Consider the following 25,133-nt stretch of genomic DNA (forward strand, 5'->3'; position numbering starts at 1 on the left):
CAACTCTATGAAGCACAAATTACTTTTTATTTTTTTGTTTTTTTCAATATTTTGCTATTCTCAGGAAAATTGTAATAACGGAGTTGATGATGATGGCGACGGCAAAATAGACTTAAATGATGAAGATTGTATTTGTAATAATACTACTTCCATTTTACAAAATCATTCTTTTGAAGAAAAAACAAATTGCCCTCAAGGTTTTGATGACATTCCAACTACTACTTATTGGACAAAAGGAACGATCCCATCCCCTGATTATTTAAATAAAGACTGCTATCTTCTTAATACCATTTATAACAAGAATCTTCAAAATTTTCCCGATGGTAAAGGAATTTTCAGAGCAGTATACAAAAACAATAAAAAAGAATATATTGCTACAAAATTATCAAGTCCATTAAGTACCGGCATAAAATATCAGTTAACGCTGAATATTGCTACATTGATGAGTATCGAAACAAATAACCTAAGTAAACGTTTTGATTTTAATTTCTTAGAGCCTACTTATGTAACACTTTACGGTTGTACCAATAAAGATAATTTACCATTATATACTACCTCAGATCCAAATTCATTTGACTCATCTTGGATTGAAATTGGAAAAGTTTTATACCAACCTCAGACTACCTGGGGAGAAATAACAATTAATTTTACTACAAACATTGCTATTAACGCAATAATGTTAGGACCAGAAAAGGTATTACCTCCATCCTTTAACACGGATTATGAACCTTCTTTTTTGTATGATAATCTAAGATTAAATACTGCTGAAAATTTTGGTGTTACTATTGTTCAAAGTGGCAGTTTCTGCAATAATGATTTAATATTGACTGCTAACCTGAATAAAACCATGAATCCAGCAACAACTTTTCAATGGTATAAAAATGGAATAGCAATAATTGGAGCAACGAATAAAACTTATTCAATTCCTTCAATTAAAACAAATTTAGGAGAATATGTCGTAAAAGTTACAGATCAAAATGATTGCTTTATAAGTCCAAAATTAACGATAAACAATTCAATTCTTAATCCTTCTGTCACAGTAGTTCAGCCTACTTGTCAAGATATAAACGGTTACATCAAAGTTAACGAACCTGGAATAGAATACAGTTTTGATAAAGGTTTGCCTTTTCTTTCAGATGACAATTATGTTACAAAAGATTTAGTATGGAAAACAGATCCCAACTTTGCTACAAAAGAATATGGTAAATATTATGTTCAGACAAGAACCGCTTCGGGTTGTATTTCTACACCTACAATTGTAACAATTAATCCCCCAATATTACTAGACCGTCCTACATTTTCGATTATTCAACCAACTTGCAGTTCTGGTGGAACTATTACTATCACAACTCCGGGATCACAATTTAGTTTTGATGATGGTTTGACTTGGGAAAACAGTGCTGTCAAAGCAAATTTACCTACTGGAACTTATTTAATTAAAATAAAAAACAGTAGCGGATGTGAATCCTATTCTCAAAGCGTCTTGCTTTTTACATCATACATTAATTCTCCTAACTATACTTTAAGTCAACCTACCTGCAATCAGGGCGGCAGTATTACTATTACCAGCCCCGCATCTGAATACAGTTTTGATAACGGAGAAACATGGACAACTAATTCAACAGCAACTAATCTGCCTTCCGGCTATTACAATGTTAGAATTAAAGATGAATTTGGATGTGTGTCGAAACCTTATTTTAATCAAATTTATTTAAATAAATTTTCTAAACCATATCCGGAAGCCAAAGTTACTCAACCAAATACTTGTAGCAATACCGGAAGTATTATCTTTTCAAAGCTTTCATCTAAATATAGTATTGACAACGGGCAAACATGGCAGGAAACACCTGCTTTTAATAATTTACGACCTGGTAATTATGTACTAAAAACTCAAAATGAACTAGGTTGCGAATCCGAAGTTTTTCAGGTTAAAATAAATTTTTATTTACCTAAACCAACTTATACCACTATAAATCCCGGATGTACGACAAATGGCAGTATTACTATTACCAGCCCGGCATCTGAATATAGTTTTGATAATGGAGAAACATGGACAACAAATCCAACGGCAGCTAATTTACCTGCGGGTTCTTATAATATTAGAATTAAAAATGAATTAGGCTGTGAATCTGATCTTGTATATGCCTATTTACCTGCTTTCTATCTTGATGCACCCACATTCAAAATAATAAATCCGAATTGTGAAACGGAATCCAAATGGAGTATATCAATTACAACCCCGGCATCTGAATATAGTTTTGATGGTGGTTTTAGTTGGAGTACAAACTCAAGCATTTCTAATTTAGATTATGGAACTTACTTCCTGAAAATAAAAAATGCTTTAGGCTGTGAATCAAGTTATGCAATTGCCACTATAAATAATGCCTATTATTTGGGACGTCCTGAATTTTCAGTTTCACAACCTACATGTACTACCCCTGGACGTGTTACCATAACCACTCCTGCGGCATTTTATAGTTTTGATGATGGAGCAACATGGAGTACAGATCCAAATCTTACTAAATATCCTCATGGTAACGTAAGTGGTTATCTTAGGATTAAAAATAAATCAGGCTGTGTAAGTGAACCTAATTGGTTTAGTCTTAACCATAATTATCTTAATCCTCCAACTTATACAATAGTGCAACCAACGATTTGTGACAGTAATGCTACCGGAAGTATTACTATTACGACAGCAGCCGACTTATATAGCTTTGATGGAGGTTTAAGCTGGAGTACTAACCGTACAGCTTCAAATCTTCCCATAGGATTTAAATATCAATTAAAAATAAAAAATAAAGAAGGATGTGAATCAGGAAACCTTGTAGTTGAATTCACACCTCTTAAAATAAAGGAGGTCGATTACAAAGCCACTTATCCTAGCTGCGGTAAAGGAGGTTCTATTACAATTACTACACCGGCACCATTTTACAGTTTTGATGGTGGTGAAACTTGGGGCACAAATCCAACTGCTTCAAATTTACCACTTGGTTTTTATTATCCTAAAATAAAAAATGAAGCCGGATGTGTCTCACAAACAAATTATTCTGTGAATTTCACTGAAGAATATTTATCTAATTTTAATATTCAGGTAACTCAACCTACTTGTGAATCAAAGAATAAAGGGAGTATTACAATAGATCCAATATTTGATCAATATAGCTTTGATGACGGTAGAACCTGGAGTCAATACAACTCTGCCATAAATCTATCTCCTGGTAATTATTACATAGTAGTTAAAAACAATTTAGGCTGTCAGTCCTGGTGGAGAACTGTAACACTTTATGATTTTTATCTACCCAGACCAAATTATACCGCAACTCCTCCTGTATGTGGAACTGGAGGAAGTATTACAATAACTACTCCGGCTGCCTTATACAGTTTTGATGATGGAATAAGTTGGACAACTAACCCAACAGCTGTAAATTTAGATGAAGGGTATTACGGAATAAAGATAAAAAATGAGTTAGGGTGTGAATCCTATCCTCAAAATATTTATGTTCCAAAATTTTACCTTAATACGCCATCATACTCAATAATACAACCTAATTGCGAATCTTTAGGCAGTATAACTTTCACTACAGTTGCTTCAGAATATAGTATAGACAATGGTTTAACCTGGCAAGCTAACGCTACTTTTCCTAATTTAACTGCTGATAATTATTATTTAAAAATAAAAAACGAATTAGGATGTGAATCGAGTCCAAAATACATTTCTTTATATAATTCGAATCCATCACCTCAACAGCCAAATGTTAATGCTCAACAGCCAAGTAGTTGTACAGCTGCTAAAGGGACTATTACAGTGTCAACAAATGCTTATCAATACAGTTTTGATAATGGACTTACCTGGACTACAAATTCTAAGGCAGTTAATTTAGATCCTGGCACCTATTTTGTTAAAATCAAAAACAGCAGTACAGGCTGTCCTTCACTTGCAACAAAAGCAATTATCAACACACCGTTAGATGCCATAGTAGCTCCAAATTATACAGTTTCTCATCCTGTAAGCTGTAACAATCCCTTTGGGACAATTACTATTACAACCATAGCCTCAAAGTATAGTTTTGACAATGGATTAACATGGAAAACAAATTCAGATTCTGGAAATTTAGCTATAGGGAATTATATGATTAAGATTCAAAATGCTGCCGGATGTGAATCTGAAGCTGTTTCGATTAGCATAAATGCACCTACAGATTACCCAACTACCCCAACAAACAATATAACCCAACCTAATTGTAATAATAGTCAAGGAAAAATAACCATTCTTACTACAGCATCCGAATATAGTTTTGATAACGGTTTAAACTGGTCTAATAATGCAACATCGACATTTTTAAATCCAGGTGAATATTATTTAAAAATTAAAAATGCCAATGGATGTGTTTCTGAACCAGTAAAAGCCACTATAATAGCTTTTGTGAATTCAATACCATTGCCTGAAAATGCAAATCCTAAAATCTTCTGCATTCAGGAAAATGCTACTTTAGATAATATTCAAATGACCGGAAACAACATAAAATGGTATAACGCTCAAACTGGCGGAACACCTTTGGTCAATACAACATTACTCCAAAATAATGGAGCTTATTTTGCATCACAAACAATAGATGGGTGTGAGAGTTTAAGAGTTCCTATATCCGTTACGATTCAGAATACATTAACACCAACCGGAAATGCCAATCAGCAATTTTGTACCGGACAAAACCCAACAATTACAAATCTAGAAATAACTGGTACTTCAATAAAATGGTACGATGCACTAACCAATGGAAATTTATTAGCTGAAACAACTACTCTAATTGATGGAAAGACCTACTATGCATCACAAACAGAAAACAGTTGCGAAAGTCCAAGATTTGGAGTTAAAGTTTCTATTGTAAATACTCCGTCTGCCCCATCAGGAAATGGAACTCAGGAATTTTGTAAAAATGAAAACCCAACGTTGGAAGACATTCAAATGACTGAACAAAATTTAAAATGGTACGATACCAATTTTTCAGCAGCTCCTCTGCCTAATACAACTTTATTAGAAAATGACCGAACATATTATGCTTCACAAACAATTGGATGTGAAAGCGACAGAACTCCAATTTTGGTAAAAGTCTATAATACACCTTTACCAACTGGAAATAACAATCAACAATTTTGTATTAATGAAATTGCCACTTTAGAAAGTTTAAACATCGCTGGAACCGATCTTAAATGGTATGATGCTAAAACCAGCGGAAATATTTTACCGGAAACCACTTTACTGCAAACCACAGCTTATTATGTCACACAGACTTTAAACGGCTGCTAAAGTAAAAGATTTGCTTTAAGTGTTAAAATCCAGGATACTCAAATCCCTATTGCAGATTCACCACAAGTTTTCTGCATTCAGAAAAATGCAAAAATTAGTGATATTGGAGTTTTGGGACAGAATATCAAATGGTATGAAAACATTTCTTCAACTATTTCCATTTCAGAATCAACATCTCTTGAAAATGGAATTACTTATTATGCCACTCAAACTATCAGCAATTGCGAAAGTGATAGAATTCCAGTTACTATAAATATTCAGGAAGCAACAACTGGTGATTGTATCCATTTTGTTGAAGAACTTCCTTTTCCTAAATTCTTTACTCCTAACGGTGACGGATTTAACGATCTTTGGACAATTGACTCTGCTTATTTAGCTCCAAATAGCAGAATTAAAATCTATGATCGTTACGGAAAACTAATTAAAGAATTGGCACCAAATACTTCCTGGAACGGAACTTATCTTGGTAATCTAGAACCTGCATCCGATTATTGGTTTTCAGCCACACGTTTTAATGGTACAGAATTTAGAGGCCATTTTAGTTTGAAACGATAACATAAAAGAAAAGTCCGCGTCTTAATAAAGATTGCGGACTTTTTATTAAAATTTCAAGCCTAATTTTATTTCGTTTGTACTAAAAGCCAGTTCGATATTTCTTCTAATGCAATTGGAGAAAAGGTTTGTTCTATTGTTTCATATTCACTTGGAGAACCTGTTTGACATTCTTGAAATAAATGATTCAAATCAGGCAAAATTTTAGCTGTAACGTTTTTATTTCCTGCTTTCACCAAAGTCTTTTTTATAATTTCCAAATTAGCTTCGGCCGCAACTTGTAAATCTTTGTTTCCATTTAACGCCAAGACTGGACATTTTACTTTTTCTAGATAAGTAGCAGGATTAATCTTTAAAAAATCGTAACCCCAATTATCTGTAACAAAGGCTGTATATTGTTTAGTTGTATCAACATTTTCAGCACCTAACTTAGATTCAAAATAAGTTTCAATGCTTTTTTTAAATTTCTCATCATTTACAGAAGAAGCGATAACTAAGTCGTAAGCACCTTTTAAAATCTCAAAATCTTTTCGAATTTCCTTTTCAGAAACACCACTTTGTCTTTGTAAATCTTCATTTTGCCTTAACAGTAATTTATCACCGCGAAGTCCCGGTCCGGCTAATAGTAGAATAAAAGCCACATCTTTAGAGTCTGCAGCAATCATTGGTGCGATTAAACCACCTTCGCTATGACCAATTAAACCAATTTTCTTTTTATTTATTTCATTTCTAGTTTTTAAATAAGCAACTCCAGCTCGAATATCATTAACAAAATCTAAGGTAATAGCATCTTTAAATTTACCAGTAGATTCACCAAAACCACGATCATCCATTCGTAATACTGCGAATCCTTTTTTTACTAAATAATCAGACAATACTAGAAAAGATTTATGACCAAGTATTTCCTCATCTCTATTTTGAGCCCCACTTCCCGTAATTAAAATGACTGCAGGAAAACTGCCTTCTTTTTTAGGAAGAGATAAAGTTCCAGCCAACGTAATTTTGTCTTTTTTATTTTCAACCTTTACCTCTTCAGTATAATACGAAAATGGTGTCTGTGGCTCTTGAGGTCTTGCGTGAACTTCCTTATTAACAATTTCTCTCGAAAAATTCAATTCAAAAGATTGTCCATTCTGTGTAAGCTTACCTCTGATAGTGTTGTTACTATTTAATGTTCCTTCATAAGAGCCTTTGACAGCTTCAATTTCTAGTTTCAAAACACCATCTATAAAAGTAGTTTTTGCAACAGGAATCCCTGTCGCTTTCTGATCTGGACTATCCATCGTTGCAGTATATCCATTTTCAGTTTTTACTATATGAATAACTACTCTTAATTGAGCACCTGGGACTTTTAAAAGACCATTCCAATCTCCTAGAATTTCATTTCCAAATATTGCAGAAGAAGTCAGAACAAAAGTTAGAATAAGTATTATTTTTTTCATTTTTAGCAGAATTGGTTTGATTACAGATTATTTTCTTTTTTAGTATGGCTTTTAAATTTTAAATAGGAATAAGCAATAGGAGCAATTGCAATGGCAAAAACAATTATCATAAATACTTTAGAAAAACCAGCACTTTCAAAAATCAAACTTCCTAAAATGATAATTAGACCTGCAACAAACCAAAGTTTCCCAGCAAAAACATGTGTTGTTTTCCAAATTTCTGGATTTTCTAAAGTCCACGGTGTTCTGATTCCTATAAAATAGTTTGGTTGCATTACTTTAAAATAATTGCCTAAAATCATAAATAAAGCACCAAGCAATACAAAAACAAAACTTGGACTCGAAATAGTTTGGCTTTTTGTGCTGTAAATAATAAACAAGGCTAAAATTGACATAAATAGAACTAAAATAAATTTGAGCTGATACAATTTCCCTCCCATTAAAGACATTCTCTTTTTAGGATCAATCTTTGAAATCACAGACAGGATTACATAAGTTAAAACAGGAAGCATGAAAAGCATTCCAATTAAGCTAAGTTTATTTCCCCAATTATCAATCTCTCCTTTAGAGTTCCAATGAATGGGAACGGTTTCAGGAAGCTCATTCCAGATTGTTGCTAAATAAACAAAAGGCACCAAAATAATTCCAATAATTGGAAGCTCTTTTTTAAATTCTAAATTCATTTTTTATTTTTTAAAGGTTAGTATCCATTGCAAAACATCTTCCATTATGGTGGTATTGATAGAATATATGATGAATTGCCCTCTTTTCTCGGATGTAATTAAATCTGCACGCTTTAAAATATCCAAATGATGTGAAATGCTTGGTTTCGAAATATTAAATGCATCAGCAATTTCGCCGGCAGACATATCTTTCTGTCTTAAAAGCTCCAAAATTTCTCTTCTGGTTGCATCATTTAATGCTTTAAAAATATCATTCATTTCATTTATATATTTAGACAAATATCTAAATACTTTTTAAACTAACAAAAAAAAGCAGTAATTTTTTACATTACTGCTTTCAAATATTTTCATGAACCTGTTAAAACTTATGTTCGTCTTTACTAATTACCAAAAATGAAATTAAGGATATCAGTGCTGCAATAACTAAATAAAAGCCTACATAACTCACATCATATGTCTTAGCTAGCCAAATTGCAATCATCGGCGCAAAAGCAGCTCCAAGAATTCCTGCCATATTAAATGTTAATGACGCTCCGGAATAACGAACATTGGTTGGAAATAACTCTGATAAAAAAGTTCCTAACGGACCATAAGTAAATCCCATTAAAGACATTCCGATACAAGCAAAAGTAGTAACTAAAACAATGTTTCCGGAACTTAAGAAATAAGCAAAGAAAAATCCGAAAACAGCAATCGCTGCCGTAGCTAAAATAAGCATCTTACGGCGACCAATTTTGTCTGCCACTACAGCAGAAATTGGAATAAAAAGAGCAAAAAACAACACAGAAAACAATTGAATTAATAATCCGTCTCTTTTTACAATCCCTAAGTCTGATGTTGCCCAGCTCAGGGTAAAAACTGTCATTAAATAAAAAACCAGGAATGTTGTAATAGCTGCAAACGTTCCAAAAATCAATTGGTTTTTATATGATTTCACTAATTCTAAAAACGGTACTTTAACTTCTTCCTGCTCTTTTTTAGAATTTTCGAAAGAAGGTGTTTCAGTAATTTTTGTTCTAATATAAAAACCAACAATTACCAGAAGTGCACTGGCAATAAATGGAATTCTCCATCCATAATCCATAAAATCTTCATTGCTCATAGAGTCGGTTAATAACAGGAAAGTTCCTCCTGAAAGTAATAATCCGATTGGAGCTCCCAATTGTGGAAACATTCCGTACCAGGCACGTTTATTTGGTGGTGCGTTTTCGATAGCCAACAAAACAGCTCCTCCCCACTCGCCTCCTAAACCTACACCTTGTCCAAAACGGCAAAGCATCAGTAATAACGGAGCAGCAACACCAATACTGGCATAACTTGGCAAAAATCCAATTGTAACTGTCGAAATACCCATTGTTAATAAAGCAGCAACCAAAGTAAATTTACGTCCAATCTTATCTCCGTAATGTCCGAAAAATGCAGATCCTAATGGCCTGGATAAAAAGGCTATCGAAAAAGTGGCTAAAGATTCCAATGTCGCCATTGTCGAATCTGAACCAGGGAAAAATAACTGAGGAAAAACCAATACTGCGGCATTGGCATAAATATAAAAATCAAAAAATTCGATTGTCGTGCCAATAAGGCTTCCAAAAAGAACATGTTTTAAAGAGTTCTTTTGAGTTGGGTTCGTTTTCATGTAAAATTGATATAACTTTTTCTTTGATTACAAAAATATAGTTTCATTATTAATAATTCAGCTTTAAGAGAATTAGTTTTAAAACACTTTTAGTTTTTTAACAAAAACCATGAGTTTTATATTTTAAAAAATCATTCTTTTATCAATTCTCAAAAACCTGATTATGGGAATTTTAAAACAAAATTGAAAAATCAAATCTTAAGCAATCGTTAAAAACGTTTTTAACTGTATATTTTCATTAAATTTACAGCTGTCAAAAATAAATTTTCAATTATGCCTACCGACTGTATCAGCTTTCAATCTTCTGGTTATTTTTCTAAACTAATGCAGGATTACTTAGATCAAAAAGCAGAATTAAAAACGCTGTACAATAATTTTCCAACCCTAGAAAATTTTGAAAAACAGATTACTGAAAAAGCAGCTAATTTTGATCAGAATAACCGAATCCCATTGGTTGAGACTTTACAAAAACAATATCAAAATATTGAGATTTCGGAGTCAACCCAGCATAATATTACGCTTTTAAAACTGGAAAATACATTTACGATTACAACAGGACATCAGTTAAATTTGTTTAGCGGACCTTTGTATTTCTTATATAAAATCATTTCCACGATTAATCTGACCAAAGAATTAAAATCGAAATATCCTTCTTATAATTTTGTCCCTGTTTACTGGATGGCAACAGAAGACCATGATTTTGAAGAAATTAATTATTTTAATTTTAAAGGAAAAAAAATACGCTGGAATGCCGAAAGCACAGGACCTGTCGGCAGATTATCCACTGACGGATTAGAAGATTTATTTGAAATCTATTCTAAAGAATTAGGTTCAAGCACAAATGCAAACACACTGAAAAAACTATTTGAAGATGCGTATTTAAAACATGAAAATCTGGCTGATGCGACACGTTTTCTTGCCAACGCTCTTTTTTCAACTTATGGTTTAGTGATTATTGATGCTGATGATACTAAACTGAAACGAGCCTTTATTCCTTTTGTAAAAGAAGAATTAGAAAATCAAACTTCGTTTAAAACGGTACAAAAATCAATTGAAAAACTTTCAGATTATACTGTTCAGGTAAATCCGAGAGAAATCAATTTATTTTATATTGAAGACAAACTTCGTGAAAGAATCATTTTTGAAAATGATAAGTACATTGTCAACAATACCAAAATCTCATTCTCTAAAGAAGAAATTCTGAAATTACTGGAAAATAATCCGGAAAAATTTAGCCCGAATGTAATTATGCGTCCCTTATATCAGGAAATTATCCTGCCTAATCTTTGTTATATTGGCGGAGGCGGAGAAATTGCTTATTGGCTGGAATTAAAATCGTTTTTCGAAGCTGTAAATATTACTTTCCCAATTTTACTGGTTCGAAATTCAGTTCTTTTGGCTACTGAAAAACAAGCTAAAAAAGCAGACAATTTAAACTTAACCTGGAAAGATTTATTTAGTAAATCTGAAATTCTGATCAATACAATTACACATAAACTTTCTCCTTTTCCAATTGATTTGACAGAGCAAAAACAAGCTCTTGAAAAACAATTCGCTTATCTATTTGAATTAGCAGAAAAGACCGATAAATCTTTTTCAGGTGCCGTAAAAGCACAAGAAGTAAAACAGAAAAAAGGTTTAGAAAATCTGGAAAAACGTTTATTAAAAGCGCAAAAAAGAAAATTACAGGATGAATTGCAACGTGTAACAGATTTACAATGCGAATTGTTTCCAAATTATAGTCTTCAGGAACGTCAGGCTAACTTTTCCGAATTTTATTTAGAAAACGGCGAACAGTTGATTCCGCTTTTAATTCAAAAATTAAAACCCTTAGAACATAATTTTAATATCATAATCACCTAAAATAATTATCTTTAAAAATTCAAAGTAATTATTTCGGAAACAAATAACCAGCTCATCTCCGAAATTATTGCTCTCTCAAACCAAATAGAATTATATTTTATAACCTATTAACGAACTAACCAAATGGTAAGAGAACGCCTAATTTCGCTTGATGTCTTTCGCGGACTGACTATTTTATTGATGACAATTGTAAACAATCCGGGAGACTGGGGTAATGTTTATCCGCCACTTTTACACGCACACTGGAACGGTTGCACGCCAACCGATCTTGTTTTTCCTTTTTTTGTTTATATAATGGGAGTTGCGGTTCCGCTGGCAATGCCGGACAAAGTTTACGATGAGACAACATTCAATAAAATCCTGATTCGTTCGTTAAGAATGCTCTGTCTTGGAATATTCTTTAATTTCTTTGGAAAAATTCAGTTGTTTGGCCTGGAAGGTATTCCGCTACTTATTGCCCGATTAGCTGTAACTATTGCCGTTGGATATGCTTTAATGGGAAACTTTAGCACTAAATTAAAAAACATTTTTGCTTTTGGTATATTGGCAATATATCTCATTTTAGCTTATGGAGGTTTTGAAAATTATCAGGACGTAAGACTACCGGGGGTTTTACAACGTATTGCCGTAGTTTATTTTGTTGTTTCTCTTTTGTATTTAAAAACATCCCGAAAAATACAATTAATTACAGGAATCGTTTTGCTTTTAGGCTACTGGGCAGTTATGACCTTAATCCCTGTTCCCGGAGTTGGGGAAGCTAATCTGGAAAGAGGAACCAATTTAGCCGCCTGGGTTGACAGCGTTATTCTAAAAGGACATATGTACCACGAAACCAAAACCTGGGATCCGGAAGGAATATTAAGCACTTTACCATCAATTGTAAACGGAATAATTGGTTTATTCATCGGGCAGATTTTACTTCTAAGCGTAACTAAAATCCAGAAGGCACAAAGAATGGGAATGATTGGTACTGGACTTATTTTCTTCGGATTAATTTGGGATTTGGTTTTTCCAATAAATAAATCAATTTGGACAAGCAGTTACGTTTTATACACAACCGGATTAGCAACTGTATGTCTAACAGCATTGTATTATATTATTGACATAGCAGAATATAAAAAGGGATTCAAACTGTTTGTAATTTGGGGAGTAAACCCTATGATTGTATTTTTTGCTTCGCAGATTATTCCGCAGGCATTAACCATGATCCGATTCCAAAATCCGCACAATCCTGAAGAACAAACCAATCTTTTAAATTATTTATATCATTTCGGAATTGCACCCTTTTTCAGCAATCCAATGTCCGCTTCTTTAGCGGGCGCGTTGACCTATGTAGCGATCTGGACATTTATTCTTTGGATTTTCTATAGAAACAAATTAATATTCAAAGTTTAATTTTTTTCACCATATAAGTGATATAAGTTCATTTAAAAGCTTCGCGAAGAAACACCAAATAAATTTTAACGCGTTCTAAAATGAACTTATATTCCTTATATGGTTTCCATGAAAAACATTTCTTGCCCAAAACATCGTTTCTAATGACTTTTAATTATGAATTTATTAAAATCAATTGATAAAAAAAGTATACTTTTGCACAAAATTTAATAAAATACAAAATGGCAACAAATAGAACTTTTACAATGATTAAACCAGATGCTGTTGCAAACGGACACATCGGGAACATCTTAGCAATGATTACTAATGGTGGTTTCAAAATCGTTTCATTAAAATTAACTCAATTAACTGTAGCTGATGCTAAAGCATTCTACGCAGTTCACGCAGAAAGACCTTTCTACGGAGAATTAGTTGAATTTATGTCTCGCGGACCAATTGTTGCTGCTATTTTAGAAAAAGATAACGCAGTAGAAGATTTCAGAACTTTAATTGGAGCTACAAACCCGGCTGAAGCTGCTGAAGGAACTATTCGTAAAGCATACGCTACTTCAATTGGAGAAAATGCAGTTCACGGATCTGACAGCGACGAAAACGCTGCTATCGAAAGTGCATTCCACTTTGCAGGAAGAGAGCAATTCTAGTATTCAGTGTTCAGTTTTTTAGCTGGCAGATAAAATAAAAAATCCCGATTTTCAAAAATCGGGATTTTTTATCTTAACCATAACTGAACACTAAAAAAAACTGAACACTGAACACTATCTCAGAACTACATCCTTCACGACATCACGTCTCAATTCTTCATTGATCATTTTAACGATTTTGGATTTTCCGTGGCTTAATTCTTCACGCAAAACTGCAGAGCCTAATTCTACATACAAAGTACTGCCTTTTAGAATAACATTCTTTGTATAAGTATTTACTCCGCTTCCCATAAGATTTTTCCATGCCTCGCGAACATCAATTTGATCCATTCCTGCCTGTAACTTATTCACTTCAATAATCTGCTGCAAAACAGCACTAATTGTAGATTCGCTATTTAGTCTTTTCGCCATCGTTTAAGAGATTTATTGGTGCTGCTTTTTTATAATGATATTCTATTTTTTGTGGATTTTTAACCACTAATTCTTTATCCGAAAGCGAAATGATTTCTTCACTCCATTTCGTATAATCTGTTTTATAATCCAGGAAAACATGTTCTCCCGCAAAACGAACCGACACATTCTCAAAAGTATCTGTCGTTAAAAATGTGCCATCAAACTGAGGCATCACTTTAGTTCGAACTCCTTTATTATCTTTAATTTGAAAAAAATCAAAAGTTTCATTCATCTTATAGTCTTTCTCTTCTCCTTTGTCAAAAACTACTTTTTCAATTTCCCAATAACCGTTTAATTTAGCAATATCTTCAGGCTTTACTTCTTGTTTGCAGCTTACAAACAAAAGCGATAAAACCAAAATCATAAAAGTGTTTTTCATAAGTACTTGAATTTTTATAAGGAGCTGAAACCTGCTGTCCACTATATCTTTTGTGCCGAACCCCGGCACAAAAGGATGCCGCTTCCATCAGGGCTAGGGCATCAGTTTTCAAAAGATTTTTCTCGAACTACAAAGGTAAGCTTATAATCATCAAAAGAAACAAAAAATCACAAAACCCATTAAACTATTTTGCATATTTTTGGTCAAACCCCAAAACCAAAAACAAAAAGACATGACCAAAACTATTTACGGATTATTGACAGCCTTATTATTTATAAGCTGCAGTAAAGATTCAACAGAACCTGATACAACTCCTTCAGAAAACATGTATTTCCCTCCTCTTACAGGAACAACCTGGGAAACAAAATCAATTGCAGATCTAAAATGGAATCAAAGTGCCGTACAGCCACTTTTAGATTATCTCGAACTCAAACATTCAAAATCCTTTATCATTTTAGTAAACGGAAGAATAGTTCTCGAAAATTACTTTAATAACCATACCGCTACTACAAATTGGTACTGGGCTAGCGCAGGAAAAACGTTAACCTCAACCGTTACAGGAATTGCACAACAAGAAGGCCTTTTAAACATCAACAACAAAGTTTCTGATTATATTGGAACAGGATGGACAAGCGAAACAGCTGCAAAAGAAAATCTCATAACCTGTAAACATCTTTTAACCATGACATCAGGACTTGATGATTCTACAGATGATGTCGATCCGGAAGATTTAATCTACAAAGCCGATGCCGGAGCACGATGGGCTTACCATAACGTTTATGTAAAACTGCAAGATGTAGTTGCCAAAGCCAGCGGACAAACCTGGGAAAACTATTTCAACACTAAATTAAGAGACAAAATCGGAATGAACGGAACATGGGTTCAGCTTGGCGTAAATAGTGTTTATACAAGCACAACAAGAAGCATGGCGCGTTTTGGACTTTTAATGCTCAATAAAGGAAAATGGGAAAACAATGTAATTCTTAACGAAGCTTTTTTTAACGAAGCAACAAACACTTCTCAAAATATTAATTTAGGCTACGGTTATTTATGGTGGCTAAATGGAAAAAGTTCTTACCACTTACCACAATCTCAGTTAACATTTCAGGGAAGTGTAATTCCAACCGGGCCAACTGATATGTTTATGGCTTTAGGAAAGAATGACCAAAAAATTTACGTGATTCCAAGCAAAAATATGGTAGTTATCAGAATGGGAGATGCAGCAGACAATGTAAATCTCGCTTTATCTGATTTTGACAAAACGTTGTGGGAGAAAATTAATGCTTTATATCAATAAAAAAAGTTTTGAAAAACTAAAGCTTACACTATCGCTTTAGTTTTTCAAAACTCTCGTTTTTTTAAAACTGATACTTATTTACTTATTAGCTTTTATTCTTTTAAGCACTCCCAGAAAGAACAAAACAATCCCTAAAACCAGTAAAACATAGTATACAGAAAGATTTTTATCTTTTAAAACATTTGCCAGAACAAAAGATAATACACTAGCAAAATAGAATGTTAAAGCCGATATATTTTTCATTATAAATTATTTAAAGAAACTGTCAACGAATTCATATTTATTAAAGACTTGTAAATCTTCAATTCCTTCACCAACACCAATATATTTTACCGGAATTTGAAACTGGTCCGAAATACCAATTACAACACCACCTTTTGCTGTTCCGTCCAATTTAGTAACAGCCAATGAAGTTACTTCTGTTGCAGCTGTAAATTGTTTCGCCTGTTCAAAAGCATTCTGCCCTGTAGAACCGTCTAAAACCAAAAGTACATCGTGAGGTGCATCTTCAACAACTTTCTGCATTACACGCTTAACTTTTGAAAGCTCATTCATCAAATTGATTTTATTATGAAGACGCCCGGCAGTATCAATAATAACAACATCTGCATTTTGAGCTACAGCTGACTGTAAGGTATCAAAAGCGACAGAAGCCGGATCGCTTCCCATATTTTGTCTTACGATGGATACTCCAACACGATCTGCCCAAACTTGTAACTGATCGATTGCTGCAGCACGAAAAGTATCTGCCGCACCCAAAACTACTTTGTGTCCTGCTTTTTTAAACTGATAAGCCAATTTTCCAATTGTGGTTGTCTTACCTACTCCATTCACTCCAACAACCATTAAAACGTAAGGTTTTTTATCTTTTGGAACTTCAAATTCTGTTGCTTCTCCCGTATTTGTTTCAGACAATAAAGCACCAATTTCATCTCTTAGAATTTGGTTTAACTCTTCTGTTCCTAAATATTTATCTTCAGCAACGCGTTTTTCAATTCTTTCAATGATTTTTAATGTGGTATTTACTCCCACATCAGAACCTACCAAAACTTCCTCAAGATTATCCAAAACATCGTCATCGACTTTAGATTTTCCTGCAACAGCTTTGCTTAACTTCGAGAAAAAAGTAGTTTTTGTTTTTTCAAGACCTTTGTCTAAAGTCTCTTTTTTTTCGGTAGAGAATAATTTTTTAAAAAAACTCATTTTTTTGTAGATTATTAGATTTACTAGATTTCTCGATTATCAGACAAGAAATCCAAATCTTTAAAGAAAGTGCAATTGTTTTTCAAAAAGAGGCCAATTGTTACGATTCTTTAAATTTTTAGACAAATATAGGTAATAAAAAAGCTACTTCCGAAAGAAAGTAGCTTTTCTATATAATGTAAATGTAATTATTTCTTTTTCAAGAATTCATCAACTTCTTCAGGAGCCATAATAGATTCTACGAATGTATATGCACCAGTTTTAGGAGATTTTACCATTTTGATGGCTTTTGATAATCTCTTAGAAGATGTTTGTAACGATGCTACGGTTTTCTTTGCCATGATTCAAATGTTTTGGAATTCAATAAATCTTCAAATGAAAAACCATTTGAGATTTTATCAAAATCTCTAATTATTACTTAATTTCTTTGTGAACAGTTACTCTTTTTAAGATTGGATTAAATTTTTTAATCTCTAATCTGTCCGGAGTATTTTTTTTGTTCTTAGTTGTAATATATCTAGAAGTTCCTGGAACACCAGAAGTCTTGTGCTCAGTACATTCTAAAATTACTTGGATTCTATTACCTTTCTTTGCCATCTTGCTATATATTTATTTAGGAAAAGATTATTTGATAAATCCTTCTGACTGTGCTTTTTTCAAAACAGCAGTGATTCCATTTTTATTAATTGTTTTTATCGTAGATGCTGCTACTCTAAGAGTAATCCATCTATCTTCTTCTGGAAGATAAAAACGCTTTTTAACTAAGTTTACAGAAAACTTTCTCTTAGTTTTGTTCATAGCGTGAGAAACGTTATTTCCTACCATCGCTCTTTTACCTGTAAGGTCACAAACTCTTGACATTATACTTATCTTTTATCGTTATTCAAAATCAGGGTGCAAAGAAAAGAAAAATAAACCATTGTAGCAAAAAATTATTGCACAATTTTTAAAATTTCTTTCTGCAATATTTCTAAACTCTTAACTGTTGCCCTATCTACCACTTTTTCACGAGGTTGTCCGAAGTTAAATTCTTCCACAATTACCTCTGTTGGGGTTGCCAAAGCGATAAAAACAGTGCCAATTTCTGCATCAGAATCACCTTTCGATGGACCTGCATTGCCCGTCGTTGCTATTCCATAATCTGTTTGCAGTAACTTTTTCACATTCAAAGCCATAGACGACGCTACTTCAGCACTTACAACTGAAAATTTATCTACTAATTCCTCCGGAACTCCGAGCACATTTATTTTTGCTTCGGTTGCATAAGAAACAACACTTCCTTTAAAACAGCCTGATGCGCCAGGAACAGAAGATAATAACGAAGCTACTCTCCCACCTGTAAAACTTTCTGCTGTTGAAACTGTCTTACCATGTTTGGTCAACATTTTACTAACCACAGATTCTAATGTTTCGTTTTCTTCATACCCCACAATAATGTCATGAATTATCAAATCCAACGAACGTACCTTTTCTTCAATAGCCGCTTCCAGAACTTCTTTATCCGTTCCTCTTGCCGTTAATCTTAAACGAACACGGCCCGGATTTGGCAGATAAGCCAATTTTATAAAGTTCGGCAGGTTATTTTCCCATTGTTCAATGCGTTCCGCCACTAAACTTTCTCCCTGACCATAAGTCAGAATGGTTTTATGAATAATGTACGGACGTTTATATTCTTTTACTATTTTGGGAATAATTTCTTCTTCAACCAAATATTTCATTTCATAAGGAACTCCCGGAAGCGAAATAAAAACCGTATTTTCTTTCTTCATCCACATTCCCGGCGCTGTTCCAACTTTATTTGGAAGCACTGTACAAGTTGATGGCACCAAAGCCTGATCTTTATTAAGTTGTGAAATGGGTCTTTTGTAAAAACCTTCAATTAGTTCCGTAACATGCGCCAAAACTTCCGGATTTACAACCAATTCATCATCAAAGTATTTGCAGAACGTTTTTTTAGTCACATCATCTTTAGTTGGACCAAGTCCGCCTGTAACTATTACAACATCTACTTTGTTTTGTAACTGAGTAAAAGTATCTAAAATATGTTTTTTATCATCGCTTATAGACAGCATTTCTGCTACCTCAACTCCAATTCTATCTAATGATTTAGCAATAAAAGCTGAATTTGTATCGACGATTTGACCAATTAGAATTTCATCTCCAATTGTTATGATTGCTGCTTTCATATTTATTTAAGGAAAGTTTTACCTGATTCAAACAGGTTTATTATAAGGAAGAAAATTCAGCACTTGAATCTCATTTACAGAAACAGTAGTTTTTCAAAATTAGAAAACAAAACCCAATTCTTTTTCAATACAAGAATTGGGTTCTGATTATATTTTTACAAATCAAAATCTTTTTTAATCTCTTTGATTGCTTCTTTAACCTGCACTTTAATACTTTTAAAAGTTTCAATAATATCTTTTTTCTTGCCTTCCGCTTTTGTCCAGGCTTCCACTTGAAGAATCTCTTCAAAGGCTACATTCAATCCCATTAGATCCAAAGTAGGCTTTATTTTGTGCGCATAGGAATAGGCATATTTATGATCCTTTTTCTTAATTCCTTCTTTTATTTGTTTTAAATCTTCCGGAACTTCTGTAACAAACAAAGTTAAAATCTGATTTACAAATTCAGGATCGTTATCTGAAAGCGCATACACTTTCGAAAGGTTGTACTTTAAAGCCATTATTTTACTTGTATTCTGAATAATTTTTTATCTTCTAAAAAGCCTTCTAAAACATCATTTGGTTTTACAGCCGAAACACCAGCAGGCGTTCCCGTAAAAATAATATCTCCAATTTTTAATGTGAAAAATTGAGACACATGCGAAATTAATTCATCAATCTTCCAAAGCATCATGCCTGAATTTCCTTTTTGAACCGTTTCTCCATTTGTTTTCAATTCAAAATTAAGGTTTTCCATAGAAACAAAATCAGTTTTTGGCAAAAAATCACCAATAACTGCCGAGCCGTCAAATGCTTTGGCTTTTTCCCACGGAAGTCCTTTTTCTTTTAATTTACTCTGTAAATCTCTTGCTGTAAAATCGATTCCGACACTAATATCATCATAATATTTATGAGCAAATTTAGGCTCAATATATTTCCCCACTTTATTAATCTTTACAATGATTTCTACTTCATGATGAACATCTTCGGAAAACTCCGGAATCACAAACGGATGTTGTTTCAGCAAAACCGCAGAGTCGGGTTTCATAAAAACAACCGGTTCACTCGGACGTTCGTTCTTTAATTCTTCTATATGATTGGCATAATTCCTGCCGACACAGATAATCTTCATTATTATTTAGTGTTCAGTTTTCAGTTTTTAGTATTCAGCAAGACCTATAGCATTCAGAGACTGAACACTAAAAACTGAACACTGCATACTTTACTTTGTGTTTAATTTTCTCAATTTAATTGCTGTCAAAACTTTTTTGGTATATAAAGGAAAATCAGCATTTTGAATCCAGCTGAAATATCCAGGCTCTGACTCTAAAACTTTCTCCACTTTTGCTCCTTTATGTTTTCCAAAAGTAAAAATTTCTTCGTCATCTTTATCAAAAGCAATCATTCCGGCAAAATCAGCTATTTTTTTACGAGTTGTAAATTCAGATAAAGCTTTCATATCATTCTCCAATTCAGGATAACGGTCTAACTGGGCTTTCAGAATTTCATAGGTCGCCATCGTATCAGCCTCAGCTGAATGGGCATTATCTAAACTTTTTCCACAATAAAATTTCAAGGCAGCACTTAAAGTACGCTCTTCCATTTTATGAAAAATAGTCTGCACATCAACAGAAACCTTATTCTTCATATCAAAATCTACTCCTGCGCGAAGCAATTCTTCTGCTAAAAGCGGAATATCAAAACGATCTGAGTTAAATCCGCCCAAATCACTGTCTTTAATCATATTGTGGATATGCGGAGCCAATTCTGCAAACGTAGGTTCGTTAGCTACTTTTTCATCTGTAATACCGTGAACAGCGGTAGTTTGTGGAGGGATTGGAATTGTTGGATTAACCAACCAGGTTTTACTTTCTTTGTTTCCGTTAGGAAAAACTTTGAATATTGAAATTTCTACGATTCTATCTTTACCGATATCAATTCCCGTTGTTTCGAGATCAAAAAAGCAAATTGGCTTGTTAAGTTTTAATTCCATTTCTAATTTTTATAAGTTTACAAATGTAATTTTTAAAGCCGAATATCCTCCTTTATTCTCGTTTTTTTTGTCGAAAAAAGCTTTCATTTAACGATTTTAACTTTTAAAAAATACATCAATAACAAGTTAAAGCATTACCCCCTAACGCTTTTCTTACAAAATACAAAAAAAATCCGATTAGTCATAAACTAATCGGATTTGAAATATTTTTCTAATTGACTTTAGAAATCTCTATCCACATCAAAAGCTTCTAAATATTCTGCTACTCTTTTCACAAAACTTCCTCCCAATGCTCCATCTACCACTCTATGATCATAAGAATGAGACAAGAACATTTTCTGACGAATTCCAATAAAATCTCCTTCCGGAGTTTCAATAACTGCAGGAACTTTACGAATTGCTCCAAGAGCTAAAATCCCAACCTGAGGCTGATTGATAATTGGCGTTCCGAAAACACTTCCAAAAGTTCCAACGTTCGTCACCGTGTAAGTTCCGCCTTGTGTATCGTCTGGTTTTAGTTTTCCAGCTTTTGCACGGTTTCCTAAATCGTTAACCGCTTTTGCCATTCCAACCAAATTCAACTGATCTGCATTTTTAATTACAGGAACAATTAAATTTCCGTTTGGCAATGCCGCCGCCATTCCTAAATTGATATTTTTCTTTTTGATGATATAATCGCCATCAACAGAAATATTCATTCCAGGGAAATCTTTCAACGCTTTTGCAACTGCTTCCATCATAATCGGCGTAAAAGTCAATTTTTCGCCTTCTCTTTTTTCGAAAGCTGTTTTCACTTTATCTCTCCATTTTACAATGTTTGTCACATCAACTTCAATAAAAGACTGGACATGAGCAGAAGTCTGAACTGAAGCTGTCATGTAACCTGAAATCAGTTTACGCATTCTGTCCATCTCTACAATTTCGTCGCCTCCGTTTACAGAAACAGGAACTACCTGCTGGCTTTTCTGTACAACCGGTTCCGGAGCCTGAACTGCCTTTGGAGTTTCAACAACCACTTTCGGAGCTTCTTCAACCACTTTTGGCGCCTGTACAATTCCCGATTTACGATCTTCTATATACTTTAAAATATCTTCTTTTGTTACTCTGCCGTCCTTTCCTGAACCTGGCATATTTTCAAGCTCATTTAGAGAAATACCTTCTTCTTTTGCAATATTTTTTACTAATGGAGAAAAGAATTTTTCTGAACCTGAAAAATCTTCTGCAGTTGTTACAGTTTCTTTAACTGCTTCAATTGTTTTTTCAATTTCTGCAGCTGCTTCAGGAACAACGGTCTCTTCTACCGTAGTTGCTTCTGTAATCACCGCTTCACCGCCTTCAGTTTCAATAATGGCAATCGTCTGCCCTACTTGTACTAAATCATCTTTTCCAAACAACTGCTCAACTAAAATCCCTGATACTTCACTAGGCACTTCACTATCAACTTTATCGGTTGCAATTTCGAGCACAGCTTCATCAGCTTCAATTTTGTCTCCAACTTCTTTCAACCAGTTTGTAATGGTTGCTTCAGCGACACTTTCTCCCATTTTCGGAAGCTTTAATTCAAATCTTGCCATATTGTTAATCTAAAAGATGTTTTTGATTTTCAGATTGCGAAATTAACGAATATTTTAAACATAAATTACACTTAATATAATTTTTTACTCAATTTTTATAATTTGCCCTCTGTCATTTCTGGAGTTACTTCCAATAATAAAACCCGTTTTTTTAGGAAATATTTTAAAAGTAACCTTCTTATCTTTAAGAGTTTCTATGATTTCGATACATTTTTTGAATGAAACATAGTGATTATCCAAAATGATCTCAGCTCTTTTACCCTTTAAAATCAGGCACGAATTTACCATTTTTTCCTCTTTGAAATCTAAAAAACCAACTTTATTTTGCAAAATCGAAGCCAGTTTTTCAGTGAAATTCTCATTTTCGGAGCATAAAAAATAACTTTCCGGCAATGGGTTCTCTTTTTGTTTTCCCTGAAACATTTTAGCTATTGAAAATAAAAAAGCACCAATTTTAATAAAGATACTAAAGAACCACGATTTCCTGAAATGTTTTTGATAAAAGAAATTCATCGATTCCTGAAATCGTTTCATGTACTTTTCATCTTTTACTGTGCTTTCTCCTTTATAATGCAGAACTGCTGTTTCATGAAAATAAAAATTAGTCTTTTCCAACAGCAAAGCGCGATATGACAAATCGATATCATCTGCATACATAAAACAATTTTCGTCGAAACCTTTTAACTCTTCGTACAGTTTTTTTTCTAAAAACATAAAAGCTCCAACGAGAATATCAACTTTTCCTGTCTCGTTCTCATTCAAATGCTGGGCATAGTATTGATTAAAAAGTTTGGTTCCAGGAAAGATTTTATAAAGACTAAAAATCTTCGTAAAGGCAACCCAGGGTGTCGGAATTCCTCTTTTACTTTCAGGCAAAAACGCTCCTGTTCCATCAATCAGTTTACAACCGATAATTCCTAGATTATTTTGCTTTTCGGCGAAAGCCAGAATCTTCAAGAATGTATCTTCTCCCACAACGGTATCTGGATTCAAAATACAGATGTACTTTCCTTTCGCCTGACGAAAACCAATATTATTTCCCTTCGGAAAACCAAAATTTTCCTTGTTTTCAATCAATTTTACTTCTGGAAATTTTTCTTTCATCATCAAAACACTTTCGTCTGATGAATTATTATCTACAACAATAATTTCAGCATCGATTGCCGTGATTGCCTCCTGAACACTTAAAACGCATTGTTCCAGAAAGTAACGCACATTATAATTGAGAATAATAACCGATAACTGCATGCAAAATTGATCTTGTAGATTTTGGCCGAAAGTTAGAAATTTTCTGATAACCCCAAACGAAGCGACCAGTCGTTTTTACTAATTCCGTAATCTAAAGCCAAATTACTTCCGTTTCGTTTGTTCCATTTGATGCGGATTCCTGTTCCAACAGCGGGATTCCACTTTTTAAATTCGTAAGTATCCAATTTGGAAACAGAAGAAATATTGGTAAAAAATACCGCACCAAAAAAACCATTTCGGCTGATGTCTGTTCGATATTCGGTTTCAAAGTAAATTAAGGCATTGCTTCGATATCTGTTTTTGGTAAAACCTCTTCCCGTTTTTCCATCCCGATCCCAGCCAATACTTGGCAAATCCAGATAATGAGGCTTTCCGCCAAATGTTGACCAGTAAAAAGCTCTTGAAGCCCAGACTCTGTGTTTGGTTTTGCTGAAAGAATGGTATTTACGGGCATCAATATATAAGGATTGCCATTTATCTCCGTCAACTCCGCTGGTATTGATACGTAAATCGGCTTCAACATATAATCCTTGCTTTGGATTAATGATGTTTTCCCGAGAATCATATAAACCCTGAATCGCAAATCCAAACGAAGTCTCGTCTGAGAAATCGCCATTCATATATTGGTAATAATCGGTTTCACCATCTATATAAGATTCTTCAGAAATATTCTGATAATTATCAAAAAGAAAACCGGTACCTAAACGATAATTTCCCACGATCTTTCGGGTAATGAATTGATAAAATCGCCATTGCTGATAATCGAGTGTTGACATTTTATCCTTTGAATCGTGTTCGCCCAAACCGTAAGTATCCTGAGGATAAATCATATACCGGTAATCACCGATAAAATTCCATTTATTTTCACTAGTGTAAACGTAAGACTGAACCGGAAAAACATATTGTTTGGTAAAACTAAAATAAGGCGAAAAAGTAACCTGCGACATTTTGGTTTTTTCATGGTCTTCGCCCAAATAAAAAGTAGTTAAAAAAGAAACAACAAGACCTGTACTGGAATTTACATCGACAGGAACAGGAAGTAAAGAGAAAGCCAGTTTTTTTTGATGGTCCGTTTTAATGGAATCATTTTTATCAAAAATTTTATGAATAACATCCAATATATCCCGATTTCCCACACTCAAGCTGTCGTTTTGTGCATTACAAAACAAACTTATCCAGCAGAAACAGAAGACATATACAATTTTTAAATTATTCATTTACAATATTTTAAAAACCACTTCTTACAAATTTATAATTTTATTAAGAATAATAACCAATATTTATATTGGAATAAAAAAGATTTT

General features: G+C 33.5%; 24 protein-coding genes. 6 read left to right on the forward strand and 18 right to left on the reverse strand.

What is annotated here, in order from left to right; translation table 11 throughout:
* The first annotated feature begins 7 nt into the window (after nt 1-7).
* On the forward strand, nt 8-5,305 hold the full coding sequence (locus HYN56_RS24485; protein ID WP_109194598.1) for an Ig-like domain-containing protein: 5,298 nt from the start codon (nt 8-10) through the stop codon (nt 5,303-5,305).
* A gap of 111 nt (nt 5,306-5,416) precedes the next feature.
* Nucleotides 5,417-5,860 (forward strand): T9SS type B sorting domain-containing protein, encoded by a 444-nt coding sequence (locus HYN56_RS24490; protein ID WP_167398348.1) that lies wholly within the window; start codon nt 5,417-5,419, stop codon nt 5,858-5,860.
* A gap of 65 nt (nt 5,861-5,925) precedes the next feature.
* Here the strand turns inward: HYN56_RS24490 and HYN56_RS24495 are convergent, their stop codons facing one another.
* The 4 genes from HYN56_RS24495 to HYN56_RS24510 form a co-directional block, all read right to left on the reverse strand.
* On the reverse strand, nt 5,926-7,299 hold the full coding sequence (locus HYN56_RS24495) for an alpha/beta hydrolase family protein (RefSeq protein WP_109194600.1): 1,374 nt from the start codon (nt 7,297-7,299) through the stop codon (nt 5,926-5,928).
* Nucleotides 7,300-7,319: 20 nt separating this feature from the next.
* Entirely contained in the window at nt 7,320-7,982 is a 663-nt protein-coding gene (locus tag HYN56_RS24500; protein ID WP_109194601.1) for an SdpI family protein, read from the reverse strand.
* A 3-nt stretch (nt 7,983-7,985) separates the two neighbouring features.
* Nucleotides 7,986-8,240 (reverse strand): autorepressor SdpR family transcription factor, encoded by a 255-nt coding sequence (locus HYN56_RS24505; protein ID WP_109194602.1) that lies wholly within the window; start codon nt 8,238-8,240, stop codon nt 7,986-7,988.
* A gap of 100 nt (nt 8,241-8,340) precedes the next feature.
* Nucleotides 8,341-9,618: an MFS transporter gene (locus HYN56_RS24510; protein WP_109194603.1), complete on the reverse strand. Its 1,278-nt coding sequence runs from the start codon at nt 9,616-9,618 to the stop codon at nt 8,341-8,343.
* Nucleotides 9,619-9,891: 273 nt separating this feature from the next.
* Here HYN56_RS24510 and bshC point away from each other — a divergent pair, with 273 nt between their 5' ends.
* The 3 genes from bshC to HYN56_RS24525 all read left to right on the forward strand — a co-directional run bounded on the left by bshC (nt 9,892) and on the right by HYN56_RS24525 (nt 13,517).
* Nucleotides 9,892-11,481 carry a bacillithiol biosynthesis cysteine-adding enzyme BshC gene (gene bshC / locus HYN56_RS24515; RefSeq protein ID WP_109194604.1) on the forward strand — a complete coding sequence of 530 codons (1,590 nt, stop codon included), beginning with the start codon at nt 9,892-9,894 and terminating at the stop codon, nt 11,479-11,481.
* A gap of 123 nt (nt 11,482-11,604) precedes the next feature.
* Nucleotides 11,605-12,876 (forward strand): acyltransferase family protein, encoded by a 1,272-nt coding sequence (locus HYN56_RS24520; RefSeq protein WP_109194605.1) that lies wholly within the window; start codon nt 11,605-11,607, stop codon nt 12,874-12,876.
* A gap of 221 nt (nt 12,877-13,097) precedes the next feature.
* Nucleotides 13,098-13,517 (forward strand): nucleoside-diphosphate kinase, encoded by a 420-nt coding sequence (locus HYN56_RS24525; RefSeq protein ID WP_012026941.1) that lies wholly within the window; start codon nt 13,098-13,100, stop codon nt 13,515-13,517.
* Nucleotides 13,518-13,631: 114 nt separating this feature from the next.
* On the opposite strand, the gene HYN56_RS24530 is transcribed toward HYN56_RS24525, so the two are convergent.
* Together HYN56_RS24530 and HYN56_RS24535 are read right to left on the reverse strand one after the other, a co-directional pair.
* Nucleotides 13,632-13,928, reverse strand: coding sequence for a DUF721 domain-containing protein (locus HYN56_RS24530; protein WP_109194606.1), 297 nt, complete (start codon nt 13,926-13,928; stop codon nt 13,632-13,634).
* Nucleotides 13,909-14,349: a lipocalin family protein gene (locus tag HYN56_RS24535; protein WP_109194607.1), complete on the reverse strand. Its 441-nt coding sequence runs from the start codon at nt 14,347-14,349 to the stop codon at nt 13,909-13,911. Before HYN56_RS24535 ends, HYN56_RS24530 begins: the two co-directional genes overlap by 20 nt.
* 232 nt (nt 14,350-14,581) lie before the next feature.
* On the opposite strand from HYN56_RS24535, the gene HYN56_RS24540 reads away from it, so the two are divergent.
* Nucleotides 14,582-15,646: a serine hydrolase domain-containing protein gene (locus HYN56_RS24540; RefSeq protein WP_109194608.1), complete on the forward strand. Its 1,065-nt coding sequence runs from the start codon at nt 14,582-14,584 to the stop codon at nt 15,644-15,646.
* A 78-nt stretch (nt 15,647-15,724) separates the two neighbouring features.
* Here the strand turns inward: HYN56_RS24540 and HYN56_RS25140 are convergent, their stop codons facing one another.
* The 12 genes from HYN56_RS25140 to HYN56_RS24595 all read right to left on the reverse strand — a co-directional run bounded on the left by HYN56_RS25140 (nt 15,725) and on the right by HYN56_RS24595 (nt 25,046).
* Entirely contained in the window at nt 15,725-15,889 is a 165-nt protein-coding gene (locus HYN56_RS25140; protein ID WP_167398349.1) for a hypothetical protein, read from the reverse strand.
* Between the two features lie 6 nt (nt 15,890-15,895).
* The gene (gene ftsY / locus HYN56_RS24545) at nt 15,896-16,849 is read right to left on the reverse strand and encodes a signal recognition particle-docking protein FtsY (RefSeq protein ID WP_109194609.1); all 954 of its coding nucleotides are present in this window, start codon (nt 16,847-16,849) and stop codon (nt 15,896-15,898) included.
* A 188-nt stretch (nt 16,850-17,037) separates the two neighbouring features.
* Nucleotides 17,038-17,190: a DUF4295 domain-containing protein gene (locus HYN56_RS24550; protein ID WP_008468081.1), complete on the reverse strand. Its 153-nt coding sequence runs from the start codon at nt 17,188-17,190 to the stop codon at nt 17,038-17,040.
* A gap of 73 nt (nt 17,191-17,263) precedes the next feature.
* On the reverse strand, nt 17,264-17,446 hold the full coding sequence (rpmG, locus tag HYN56_RS24555) for a 50S ribosomal protein L33 (protein ID WP_008253902.1): 183 nt from the start codon (nt 17,444-17,446) through the stop codon (nt 17,264-17,266).
* Nucleotides 17,447-17,473: 27 nt separating this feature from the next.
* Nucleotides 17,474-17,710, reverse strand: a complete 237-nt coding sequence (gene rpmB / locus HYN56_RS24560; protein ID WP_008468080.1) for a 50S ribosomal protein L28 — start codon at nt 17,708-17,710, stop codon at nt 17,474-17,476.
* A gap of 71 nt (nt 17,711-17,781) precedes the next feature.
* Entirely contained in the window at nt 17,782-19,035 is a 1,254-nt protein-coding gene (locus tag HYN56_RS24565; protein ID WP_109194610.1) for a CinA family nicotinamide mononucleotide deamidase-related protein, read from the reverse strand.
* Between the two features lie 155 nt (nt 19,036-19,190).
* On the reverse strand, nt 19,191-19,535 hold the full coding sequence (locus HYN56_RS24570; protein WP_008468078.1) for an Hpt domain-containing protein: 345 nt from the start codon (nt 19,533-19,535) through the stop codon (nt 19,191-19,193).
* Nucleotides 19,535-20,146 carry a fumarylacetoacetate hydrolase family protein gene (locus HYN56_RS24575; protein ID WP_109194611.1) on the reverse strand — a complete coding sequence of 204 codons (612 nt, stop codon included), beginning with the start codon at nt 20,144-20,146 and terminating at the stop codon, nt 19,535-19,537. The genes HYN56_RS24570 and HYN56_RS24575 overlap by 1 nt, the downstream gene beginning before the upstream one ends.
* A 90-nt stretch (nt 20,147-20,236) precedes the next feature.
* Entirely contained in the window at nt 20,237-21,007 is a 771-nt protein-coding gene (locus tag HYN56_RS24580; protein WP_091492174.1) for a 3'-5' exonuclease, read from the reverse strand.
* Between the two features lie 221 nt (nt 21,008-21,228).
* Complete coding sequence (locus HYN56_RS24585) at nt 21,229-22,581, reverse strand: dihydrolipoamide acetyltransferase family protein (RefSeq protein ID WP_109194612.1); 1,353 nt, start codon at nt 22,579-22,581, stop codon at nt 21,229-21,231.
* Nucleotides 22,582-22,665: 84 nt separating this feature from the next.
* A complete protein-coding gene (locus HYN56_RS24590; RefSeq protein ID WP_109194613.1) occupies nt 22,666-23,829 on the reverse strand; it encodes a glycosyltransferase family 2 protein in 1,164 nt (387 codons plus the stop codon).
* A 32-nt stretch (nt 23,830-23,861) separates the two neighbouring features.
* Nucleotides 23,862-25,046 (reverse strand): BamA/TamA family outer membrane protein, encoded by a 1,185-nt coding sequence (locus HYN56_RS24595; protein ID WP_240622630.1) that lies wholly within the window; start codon nt 25,044-25,046, stop codon nt 23,862-23,864.
* Nucleotides 25,047-25,133 lie beyond the last annotated feature (87 nt).

It is taken from the genome of Flavobacterium crocinum (assembly GCF_003122385.1).
GTDB lineage: Bacteria > Bacteroidota > Bacteroidia > Flavobacteriales > Flavobacteriaceae > Flavobacterium > Flavobacterium crocinum.